The sequence below is a fragment of the Collinsella sp. CLA-ER-H9 genome, assembly GCF_040092295.1.
GTDB lineage: Bacteria > Actinomycetota > Coriobacteriia > Coriobacteriales > Coriobacteriaceae > Collinsella.
Genome location: NZ_JBBNLV010000008.1, coordinates 83,158 through 94,149, shown reverse-complemented (window position 1 = coordinate 94,149; position 10,992 = coordinate 83,158). Strand labels below are relative to the sequence as shown.

Sequence of the window (10,992 nt, the reverse complement as noted above, 5' to 3'; positions counted from 1 at the left end):
TCCGGACATGCCGTCCTCCGATCTCCCGGGGCCGGCCGATCCGGCCCTCAGGGTATCGGGTTCCCACATTCATCCGTACATGTACGGATGAATGTGGGAGGTGTTCGGATAAAGTCGATAATCAAGGATCACCACTCCGTAAAATTTTTTCAAATTGTCGCTTGACCCATCGGGGGCTCGCGTGCATAATAATCCGTGCGTTGCGGCGTTACCTCAGCTGGATAGAGGGTCTGACTACGAATCAGAACGTCATAGGTTCGAATCCTATACGCCGCACCAATTGACTTTAAAGCTCCCGGCAACGGGGGCTTTTCTTATATGGGAGCATTGCGGAGATTCGAACCTCGGTCGAAGCCGGAGTGGATGCGCGGAATCCTATACGTCGCACCAATAGACTTTAAAGCTCCCAACAACGACTGCTCTTCTATATCGCGAGGCATCGAAGATCGCACCAAGCCCTCCAAATGAGTAAAAACTAAATTCAATAACTTTTTTTGAAAAAATGCTTGACCATTATTCAGTCCATGTGCATAATAATCAACAAGTCGCGGCGTTACCTCAGCTGGATAGAGGGTCTGACTACGAATCAGAACGTCATAGGTTCGAATCCTATACGCCGCACCATTTGAGATTAAAGCTCCCGGCAACGGGGGCTTTTCTTTTACGTAAACACTGCATGGATTCGAACCTCGGTCGAGGCGCGAGCGTGAAGCGGACGCGGAGCGTCCGTAGCGAGCGGGCGAGTCCGCCGGCGGGCGGGCGAAGCCGGTGCGGATCCGCGAAGCGGATGCGCGGAATCCTATACGCCGCACCAATTGAAATTGAAAGCCTCCGGCAACGGGGGCTTTTCTTATGGGCAGGCGTCGCATGGATTCGAACCTCGGTCAAAGGGGACTATTTCTCATCGACTCGTGTAAGATTTCGAATATGCGCCTTGGTGAGCCCGTGGCGCGCTCTTTCTTTAGACGACCGATCAGGGTGATATTTCGTGGCAGAGCGTCCGACATACAAGCTCAGGTTTCTCGATCCCAAAAAGCGCTTTCCGGCCATGCCCGAGCAGCCTGCGGGACGCTCGTATGGCGTGGTTTGGAAGCTCTTTGACGAGGACCCGCATGAATCATGCTATGTCGTCGAATTCGTCGGCAAAAGCCATGTGTCGCTTTTGGGCTACGTGAGCGTTTCGGGTGAGGTCTATAAGGTGGACCGTCCCGTTAACGAGGTATCGCTGCCCGACGATCCCGACATGCAACTGATTCTTGACAAGTCCGATTCCAATATCGGTGAGATTGCGGTCAGGGGCGCCGATGGGACGATGCATTCCCGGGCGCGAGTCATCGGCTCTCCCGAAGGCACCATGCGCGAGCAATCCGATCGCGAGACGTGGAATTCGACACGCAGCCTTCGCTACGGCGAGTTCATGGCCTCGATGTTCTTGCGTTACGTGGTATTCGCCGATTCTGAAAACGCTGTCTCAAGCACGGCAGACGGTGACGGCCTCGACGAGGGCATGAAAAATGCCGTCGACAAGATCAAACTTGTAAAACTCCCCGAGCCGGTTGAGGTACTGCTGGGTTTTGATTCCACGCCGCTGCCCGATGCAATCGAAACGTTGCTCTACCGCATTGACCATACAGATAATCCAAGTGGCATTGAGCGCTATGCCGCCGCTTTGATGGGCGAAGTCAATCTGCCTCGCCTGCGCACCATTGCGGCCAAAACCGAAATGAGCCTGGCGCGCATCGATCGCTCAAGGCTCTTCTATCTCAATTTTGACCGTAGCCTGCTGGACCAGGACGAGATCGATACCCTGCTTGCCGTCGAGTGCCGCCTGAACCGCCTATCGGGCATTCTTGAGCGTATTGGGGCAGGGTTGGGCCCCGTTGCCTCGTCGCCGAGCTTTGAGGGCTGCTCGCTCTTTGACCTATGGCACATCAGCAAGACGACAAACGACGTTCCTCGCCTGCTCGAAACGCTGTCGAATGACAACCCGTGGGCCAAGCCGGGGACGGTTGCGTGCCAGCCGGGTGGCGAGTGGGACGTTCGCACCCGCTTTGCACGTATCGTAGAAGCGCTCAACGTGGTCACGCGGCTCGACTACACCTATCGAGCGAACGTCGCCGAGGGCATCATGCTGGTGCGATTTGGCCGCACGGTTGTCGATGCTATGCCGCAGCGCGAATACGATGCTCAAGATGACGCCTGGCGCGAGGTGGATGAGCCTAAGCGCGCAGCATGGGCCACCGAGCACGATGCGCGTATTGCGCTTACACTCGCAGCGGCATGCTTTGCCTCGGGTGCTCGCATCACGCGCTGCTACGTGCAGATTGCGGCTCCCGACGGCGAGCAGGGCGAGCGCGTTGTTAAAACGTACTCCTTTGGCCGTGCGGCTTATCTGGCCGATTGCGTTTCTGTCGCCAAGGATCTTGAGAGCATGGATATGGACGATATGCCGTGTAAGCGTGTGCTTGAGGCGTATGAGGCAGATGCACCGGACATGATTGAGCCTGCAGAGGTTCACGCCCGGCCACGTGATGACCATCGTCCACTGCCGCCTGCGCTTCGCGATTTGCTGCTCGCTGATACGGCTGATGAGCTTGAGGTCATGGAGGAGGACGATGACCCGTATGTGGCGCGCGTCATTGAGTTGCGCGAGCGGGCCAAAGTTGACCGTGCGGGTGCGTTTGAGGGCTTTTCTCGCCTTGTCGAGGAACTGGAAGCCAAGTGTGCTGTTGCTGAGCTTTTGGCGACGGGCCCGGTGCAGACCCAGTTCTGCGACAACCAGCTGGTGCGCATGGTGCTGCCGGTGATGGAGGAAGACCGTTCCGTGCGTATCCTTCGCGCTCCCGATGCGCTGTATTTTGCCCAGCACGAGATCTGCAGCTTTTACGCCGAACAAGAGGACTTTGAGCGTGCACTGCCCGAGGTGCGTCGTCTCTACGATTTGGCGCGCTCGTCCATGCAGTCTCACTTTGCCCTGATCAACGTGCTAGCACGCCTGGAGCGCTATGACGAGATTATCGAGGTGGCGCGCCACGGCCTGCGCATCGCCAGCGACCGGCCTTCGATCGGTTACCTGTTCTATCGCCTGGCGTTTGCCTATTGGAACTGCGACCAGCTCGAGCTGGCGCTGGCGTGCTACCGCCTGGTGCCGCGCGGCGAGGAGTCAGGCGGCAGCGCGCAGGAGGAGATGCAGGGCCTTATGAACGAGATGGGCGTCATCAAACCGCCCACGTTTGAGGAGGCTGTCGAGACCATCCGCAAGGCAGGTCTTGAGCTGCCGCCGGTGCCCGCCGTGACCAATCAACTCGCGGATGCTGCCGTGCAACTCGTCGATAACGGCTTCTTTTTCTTGGCGCGCGGCTGCATCTATCAAATGTGGCGCACCATGGGCAACGACGAGCTCGGCTCCCTCAACCGCTCGCTGGGGTAGGAGCGGCATAGAAGGGCTGGACCGCGCTTGTCATCCCATTTGCTCGCCATGCCGACAAAACGAAGGGGCTACTGCTACCGGCGGTACCGGGAACATTTGCGTATAGATAAGGTATAACGAATTTAAGTCGTAACGAATTAAAGTACGAATTACTGTATCGAGCAGGTTGCCGACAAATTGAATGGAGCCATTTGTATTGGCTCAGGTGGGTGGCTCCAGCAGGACCGGTAAGGTCAAAAGCGGCTAGGTCTGCTAAACCTGTTAAACTCTGCTAAAGTTGCTAAACTTTGTTAAAGTTGTTAAAACTAGCAGAGGAGGTTCGAATGTCGAAAGCCATTAATCCCTTTAAGCCAACGGCGGGCATGAATCCGCCTGAGCTTATCGGACGTGACGCTGTTTTGGATGATTTTGCCGAGGCCCTTGAGAATGGTCCTGGTGCCCCCGATCGACTCATGCGCATCTCGGGCGTCCGAGGCACAGGTAAAACGGTGCTTCTCAATGCATTGGGCGATCTTGCGCGAAAAAAAGGATTCGAGGTTGTTGACGTCGCCTCGAATGCCGGTTTTTGCAGTAGAATCCTCGAGGCTCTACAGCGAAATGTTCGTCTTGAGTCAATGTCGATTCCCCCATCTATTCGAGGAGTCAGCCTTGGCTCCGTTGAGGTATCGAAGTCGGCATCTCATCTGGGCGAGGCAATGTACGATGCCGCGAAGCGCGGAGGTCTGCTCATTACGCTCGACGAGATTCAGGATGCCTCAACTGAGGAAATGCGCGAGCTGGGCAATGAGATGCAGCTTTTGATTCGCCAAGGGGCGAATGTCGCTTTTGCATTCGCTGGCTTGCCAACATCGGTGGATGGCGTGGTGGTTGATGATACCCTTACGTTCCTTCAGCGGGCAAAACATATCGAACTCACTCGTCTCTCCGATTTTGAAGTCGGCGGATCGTTTGAGGATACAATGAGACGAGCGGGCAAGGAGCTCGATGAAGACGCCGCTGAGCTATTAACAAAGGCGTCAGCAGGCTATCCCTTTATGGTCCAGTTGGTCGGATATTACGCTTGGCAGGCTGCTGCGCGCAGCGGGGCGGAGAGCGTGAACGAAGGGTCCGCGCGTACGGGTATCCAAGCAGCTCTTGATAGCTTTAATGCTATGGTGATTGCCCCGGCGCTGCGCAGGGTTTCAGAACGACAGTTTCAGTATCTTGCGGCAATGGCTCAATGCGAGGGCGATGAGATTGCCAACGGTGATATCGCCAAAAAGATGGGGCTGCCGGCGAACAAGGTCGGCTCGTATCGTAAACGTCTCATCGATGCGGGGTTGATTGAGCCTGCGGGCTATGGCTGTGTTTCGTTTGCAATTCCGTATATGCGTGACTATTTGTTGGAGGCGGTGCGGGAAAGGTAAAAATGGAATCGCTCCAAATTCCCTCTTGCCCATCCTCGACTGTTTGGTTACTATAGAACGGCTGTTACGGAGAGCTGACCGAGAGGCCGAAGGTGCTCGCCTGCTAAGCGAGTATGCCCCAAAAGGGCATCTGGGGTTCGAATCCCCAGCTCTCCGCCAGTAAGACTTTAAAGAAGGGTTCCGAAAGGGACCCTTTTTTAGTTGAACCACGTTAGCTGGGGATTCGGGCTTATAGGACATAATGTGTGTCCACGTTGGGGGCATCGGCGCAGGTCGATGCCCCTTTTTCAGCCGCTTAAATTCCGTGCCCGCTTTTAACCGCTCGGACAGAATGTGTGTCCGGTTGCCTATCGTTCCCGCAGGTAGATAACCTTTTCCGGAACCGTTAAATACCCTTTCGGAAGAGGTGCCCATGAAGGCCGTTTATTGCCCCTACTGCGGCGGTCGGACCAAGCGCAACGGCAGGACTTCATCGGGGTCCCAGCGGTGGAGGTGCACGTCCTGCGGCGCGTCGACGACGGTGAGGTACGACGACACGGCGACGAGGCTGGACGAGTTCCTCGGGTGGCTCCTCTCCAAGGACTCCCAGGCGGCGATGCCGGGCGGCGGGCGTTCCTTCAGGCGCAGGACGGCCGAGTTCTGGGAGGTCTGGCCCATGCCCGTCCCCGACGGCGAGCTGCACCGCGTGCTCTACGTCGACGGGATCTGGGTCGCGCGCGACCTCGTGGTGCTCATATGCTGCAGCGGCGAGCGGGTGGTCTCCTGGTACATGGCGAGGTCGGAGAACTCGAGGGCGTGGTCGGCCCTCATGGCGCCGATCCCGGCGCCCGAGGTAGTCGTCACCGACGGCGGGAGCGGGTTCGCCAAGGCCGTGCGCGAGACCTGGCCGCGCACCAGGGTCCAGAGGTGCACCTTCCACGCCTTCTCGCAGGCCAAGCGCTACACGACGACGCGGCCGAAGCTCCAGGCGGGGCGCGAGCTCTACCTCATCGCGCGCGACCTCATGGGCATCGAGACGCTGCACCAGGCCGAGCTCTGGGTCGAGCGCTACCTCGACTGGTGCGGGTTCTGGGCCGACTTCCTGGAGGACAGGACCGTGGTGGACGGCAGGAGGGCCTGCACCCACGAGAGGCTGAGGCGGGCGCGCTCGTCGCTGTCGTCGCTGGTGTCGGCGGGGACGCTGTTCACCTACCTCGACCCCGCCCTGGCCAAGGCCGGCCCGCTGCCGTCGACCAACAACATGATCGAGGGAGGGGTGAACTCGCAGCTGAGGGCCGTCCTGCGCAACCACCGGGGGCTGACGTCGGTCAAGCGCGTGAAGGCGGTGTTCTGGTGGTGCCACGCGCACTCGGGGGACGCGAGGACTGCGCGCGAGAAGCTCGCCACGATGCCGACCGACGCGGACATCGACTTCCTGTTCAGCGTCTACTCCGCCTCGCCGTCGCGCGAGGACGGAGGGCCGGAGTGGGGCGACAGGGCCGTGTGGGAGGACCTCCACCACAGGGACCCGTACCCGTTCTGGCTGGATTAATGGATGGAAACGGATGTTCTATCGGGACACACATTATGTCCTATAAGCCGGGATTCGAACCCTCAAAAAAATGAAGCGCCCCGTTGGACGCCTCATTTGGTTCGATGTGATAACGCTTTGGCCCTACACCTCAGGAGCCTTGGCTACGGTTTCGCTCTCGGCTGTGAGCGGGCGGTTGTCGATGCGGCGGCCCAGGCGGTCGAGCTTCACGAGCAGCCACTCGATGGGATTGAGCCCTGTTCCTTCCTCGTCGGCAACCAGGTCCATGACGGCAATCTTGGTGCTGCCCTGTTTAAGCGTAACGCTGCCCACCTTGTCGCCCACATGCACCGTGCCCGAAAGATCGTCGTAGCTAACCTTTTCGGTCACCTCGCCGGCAAGGGAAAACACGGTCGCTTGCGCCGTAGGATCGGCGAGTGTGGCGTCGATCGTCTTATCAGTCCAGTCGGTTTGACCAATGCGCGCCATAAGCGGGTTGCCGTTGGCGGTCTTTTCCTGCGTGTTGGCGATTGCGACCGTCACCTTGTGACCGTAGTACCAATTGGCAAGGATTGCGGTATCGGTAAAGCGCTGGTCGGTGGTGGTGGAGTTCAAAACGACAGTGTAGATCTCGTCGCCATCGCGGTTGTAGGCACCCGTAAAGCAATAGCCTGCATCGTCGGTAGTGCCGGTCTTGCCACCGATGTTGCCATCTTGGCCCAGCAAATAGTTATGCGTGTCCATGGAATGCGAATGGTCGGTGCCGTCGGCGCCCGTGACCTCGATCCAGGAATCCTCGCTCGCTACGACCTTGCGGATCGTGTCGTTTTTCATGGCCTCCTGCATCATCAGCGCTACGTCGTGTGCGGTTGAGTGCATATCGCCAGCCCACTCATCAAAGTCCAGACCATGCGGGTTTTCAAAAAGCGTACCGGTGCAGCCGAGCTTCTTAGCGCGCTCGTTCATGGCCTTCACAAATGTGGCCTCGGCGTCTTTGGTCTTAGGGTCGATCTTCTTGCCCATATATTCGGCGAGCACGATGGCGGCGTCGTTGCCCGAGGGAATCATCAGGCCGCGCAGCGCCTGCTCCACGGTAAGCTCGTCGCCTTCGAGCAAGCCGGCGGTCGAATTACCCACGGTGGCTGCGGCGTTGCTCACCGTGACCTTCTCGTCCATCTTGCAATTCTCAACGGTTAGGATTGCGGTCATGACCTTGGTGATCGAGGCGATTTTGACCTGCTCATCGGCGCCGCGCCCATAGTAGACGGTGCCGTCTTTGCCCATGACGAAGGCATTGGTCGCATCGATATCGGGTAGATTTTCGGCCGTGATGCCGCGCGCATCGGCGGTTTTGCCACAGACATTGTCGGTCGTGAGCACTTGGGCGCCGGCGACGGTGGGCACGCCAGCGGCAAGGGCGATAGCGCAGACAAAGCCGGCGGCAAGCTGGGCTGAGCGCTTTGTAAAAGAGGTGAGGGACTTCACAGATTTCGCTTTCGACGGGATGGTCTCTTCTGGAACTAGAGTATATCGTTTGCCGGCATCGGCGATCATCGCGTGCGTGCGCGGCCCACATCCGCGCCCGAACGGGCACAAGGGTGCTTAAGGCCGACTTAATCACCCACGCTTGTTGTGTGTGACGGGCGCCCCCTCGGGCATAATGGAGCGCGAGAGGAGCACGCATGAACGAACGCATACTGGTAGTTGATGACGAGAAGGCCATCGCCGACCTAGTTGGCATCTACCTTACAAAAGAAGGCTTTGACGTACAGGTCGCCTATAGCGGGGCCGATGCTGCCAAGGCAATCTTGGAGCAGGAGTTCGATCTGGCGCTGCTGGATGTCATGCTGCCCGATATCGATGGCTTTGAGCTGTTGCGTACGATCCGTTCCAGCCATACCTATCCCGTGATCATGCTGACGGCGCGCGATGCCCAGCAAGACAAGATCGAGGGCCTTTCGCTTGGCGCAGACGATTATGTGGTCAAGCCGTTCCGTCCGCTGGAGCTCATTGCACGCGTCCATGCTCAGCTTCGTCGTTATACCAGCTACGGCAGCCGCGCACAGGCGGCCGAGTCGCCGATCATCCAGCTCGACGGCCTCGAGATCAACCGCGACGCCCGCTCTGTGACGGTGGACGGTGCGCCGGTGCGCCTTACGCCCATCGAGTATTCCATCTTGCTGTATCTGGTCGAGCATCGTGGTAGCGTGGTGCCCGTGGAGGACCTGTTCCGCGCGGTGTGGAACGAGGACTTTATGCCCGGCTCCAACAATACGGTTATGGTGCACATTCGCCATCTGCGCGAAAAGATTGGCGACGATGCCCAGAAGCCGCGCTTTATCAAAAACGTCTGGGGCGTCGGCTACATAATCGAATAACGCCTTTGATGGTTGGGGAGTAGATATGACAAAAGACGATAGGCGGGCATTCGAGGTACCCGATCGACTCTTTGAATACGTAAGGGCGGTCGTTGACAACCGTGCGTTAGCGACGGTGCTGCTCTTTTTGCTGAGTCTGCTGCTCATCGGCATTGACAATATCGTTGGCATCCTGGCAGTTCTACTCATTGGCTTTTTGCTGATTGATCGATTCGAAATCGTTCGCCGCTGTGTGGTGATCGGCGGCGCCGCGTGGACTATTACGTTGGCGATCGGGTCCATGGCGCTTGGCGGTATTGGCGAGCCCGTATTCTTTGACGCCGGCTTTGTGTTCAACATGCTTGGATTTGTGCTGGCGCTTGCCGTGTGCGTCCTGTTCTTCTGCGGACGCGCCCTGTACTACCAGGGTTACGAGCAGGGCGAGCTGCACGCCGACCGCGTGATTGCCGCCCGCATTCAGGATCGTCTGATCGATAACCCCGACACATGGGACAACATTGACGGCGACTTCCTCGAGGTCGAGGGCGCGCTCAACCGGGCGCGCGATTGCGAGCGTAGGGTTCAACAAGCCCTGCGTGACGAATCGCACCGCAAAGATGACCTGGTGACGTACCTGGCGCACGACCTGCGCACGCCGCTCGCCAGCGTGGTGGGCTACCTTTCGCTCTTGCAGGAGGCCCCCGATTTGCCGCTTGAGCAACGTGCACGCTTTACGGGCGTGGCACTCGACAAGGCCCACCGGCTCGATGCGCTCATCGAGGAGTTCTTCGACATCACGCGCTTTGATTTCCACGATATCGTGCTCACCCGCAGCTACGTCGATTTGGGGCTCTTACTGGCACAGGTGGCCGACGAGTTCTATCCCATTCTCAACGAACAGCATAAAGAAGCCCAGGTTGATATCTGCGAGGATCTGACGGTGCTCGTGGACGGCGACAAGATGGCTCGCGTATTCAACAACATCATGAAAAACGCCGTTGCCTATAGCTATGAAGGCTCGATGATCACGATTGAGGCCAGACGTTTGGGTAACGGCGGCGTGCGCGTACGATTTATAAACCAGGGCGATCCGATCCCTGAGCCAAAGCTCAAGGTGATCTTTGAGAAGTTCTATCGCCTGGATGCGGCGCGTGCGACCAATCGCGGCGGCGCTGGGCTGGGTCTCGCCATCGCCAAGGAGATTGTATGCGCGCATGGCGGCACCATCGCGTGCGAATCGACGCCCGAGCATACCGTTTTTACCATCGAGCTGCCCGCCGCGTAGCGTAGGCGCCCTTACAAACACCTGACAATGCGCTCACGTGCGTATGAGCCGCGGTTTCTACTATCGATACTGCTGAATTGATATCGACGTGGAGGTATGCGGTATGACGGCTGGTGTGGCTATGGAGCCCACGGAGCTCGAGGAGCTAATGGAGGCGCGAGCCGAGGCTGCGCACGAGCGCGAAGTCGGAGACGCGACGCGCCCCACGGCGCAGGACCTTGCCGCCTCGCCGACGCGCATCGACGTCGAGGGCCTCGACCTGTTCTATGGCGACCACCACGCACTTAAGGACGTGTCCATCAAGATCCGCGACAAGCAGATCACCTCGTTTATCGGTCCTTCGGGCTGCGGCAAGTCGACGCTGCTACGTTGCTTTAACCGCATGAACGACGGCATCAAGGACTGTCACATAGAGGGCAAGATCGCGCTCGATGGCCAAGATATCCTGGGCGACTACGACATCTGCCGTCTGCGCCAGCGCGTGGGCATGGTGTTCCAGCGTCCTAACCCGTTTCCCATGAGCATTTATGACAACGTCGCGTACGGCCCCCGTGGCATGGGCGTGCGTGATCGCGCTGTGTTGGATGAGCTGGTCGAGGATTCCCTTCGTCGCGCCGCGCTCTGGGATGAGGTCAAGGACAAGCTCAAGGAGTCGGGCCTGGGTCTTTCGGGTGGACAGCAGCAGCGCCTGTGCATCGCCCGCGCACTTGCCGTGCAGCCCGACATTCTGCTGATGGACGAGCCGACCTCGGCGCTCGACCCCGTGTCGACGTTGGTGGTGGAGCAGCTGGCCTGCGAGCTCAAGGAGACCTGCACGTTGGTGGTCGTGACGCACAACATGCAGCAGGCCGCGCGTATTTCCGATTCGGTTGCGTTCTTTTTGCTGGGTGAGCTGGTGGAGCACGCGCCAACCGCGCAGCTCTTCAAGAATCCGACCGATCCGCGCACGGCGGATTATTTGACGGGACGTTTTGGCTGATACCATCTCGTAAAGGTACCTTTAG

7 protein-coding genes and 3 tRNA genes are annotated in these 10,992 nt (G+C 58.6%); 9 read left to right on the top strand and 1 reads right to left on the bottom strand.

What is annotated here, in order from left to right:
• Positions 1-202: 202 nt before the first annotated feature.
• The 6 genes from AAAX73_RS06540 (at position 203) to AAAX73_RS06515 (ending at position 6,367) form a co-directional block, all read left to right on the top strand.
• Positions 203-279 (top strand) — tRNA-Arg (locus AAAX73_RS06540).
• Between the two features lie 268 nt (positions 280-547).
• A tRNA-Arg gene (locus AAAX73_RS06535) sits at positions 548-624 on the top strand.
• A 364-nt stretch (positions 625-988) separates the two neighbouring features.
• A complete protein-coding gene (locus AAAX73_RS06530) occupies positions 989-3,430 on the top strand; it encodes a hypothetical protein (RefSeq protein WP_349125426.1) in 2,442 nt (813 codons plus the stop codon).
• A 323-nt stretch (positions 3,431-3,753) separates the two neighbouring features.
• Positions 3,754-4,836 (top strand): ATP-binding protein, encoded by a 1,083-nt coding sequence (locus tag AAAX73_RS06525; protein WP_349125425.1) that lies wholly within the window; start codon positions 3,754-3,756, stop codon positions 4,834-4,836.
• Between the two features lie 68 nt (positions 4,837-4,904).
• Positions 4,905-4,995 (top strand) — tRNA-Ser (locus tag AAAX73_RS06520).
• A gap of 253 nt (positions 4,996-5,248) precedes the next feature.
• Positions 5,249-6,367 carry an IS1249 family transposase gene (locus tag AAAX73_RS06515; protein WP_349125424.1) on the top strand — a complete coding sequence of 373 codons (1,119 nt, stop codon included), beginning with the start codon at positions 5,249-5,251 and terminating at the stop codon, positions 6,365-6,367.
• Between the two features lie 123 nt (positions 6,368-6,490).
• On the opposite strand, the gene AAAX73_RS06510 is transcribed toward AAAX73_RS06515, so the two are convergent.
• On the bottom strand, positions 6,491-7,831 hold the full coding sequence (locus AAAX73_RS06510; protein WP_349125423.1) for a serine hydrolase: 1,341 nt from the start codon (positions 7,829-7,831) through the stop codon (positions 6,491-6,493).
• 197 nt (positions 7,832-8,028) lie between these two features.
• Here AAAX73_RS06510 and AAAX73_RS06505 point away from each other — a divergent pair, with 197 nt between their 5' ends.
• The 3 genes from AAAX73_RS06505 (at position 8,029) to pstB (ending at position 10,967) form a co-directional block, all read left to right on the top strand.
• On the top strand, positions 8,029-8,724 hold the full coding sequence (locus AAAX73_RS06505; protein WP_349125422.1) for a response regulator transcription factor: 696 nt from the start codon (positions 8,029-8,031) through the stop codon (positions 8,722-8,724).
• 25 nt (positions 8,725-8,749) lie between these two features.
• Entirely contained in the window at positions 8,750-9,988 is a 1,239-nt protein-coding gene (locus tag AAAX73_RS06500) for an ATP-binding protein (protein WP_349125421.1), read from the top strand.
• Positions 9,989-10,091: 103 nt separating this feature from the next.
• Entirely contained in the window at positions 10,092-10,967 is an 876-nt protein-coding gene (gene pstB, locus AAAX73_RS06495) for a phosphate ABC transporter ATP-binding protein PstB (RefSeq protein ID WP_349125420.1), read from the top strand.
• The last annotated feature ends 25 nt before the right edge of the window (positions 10,968-10,992 follow it).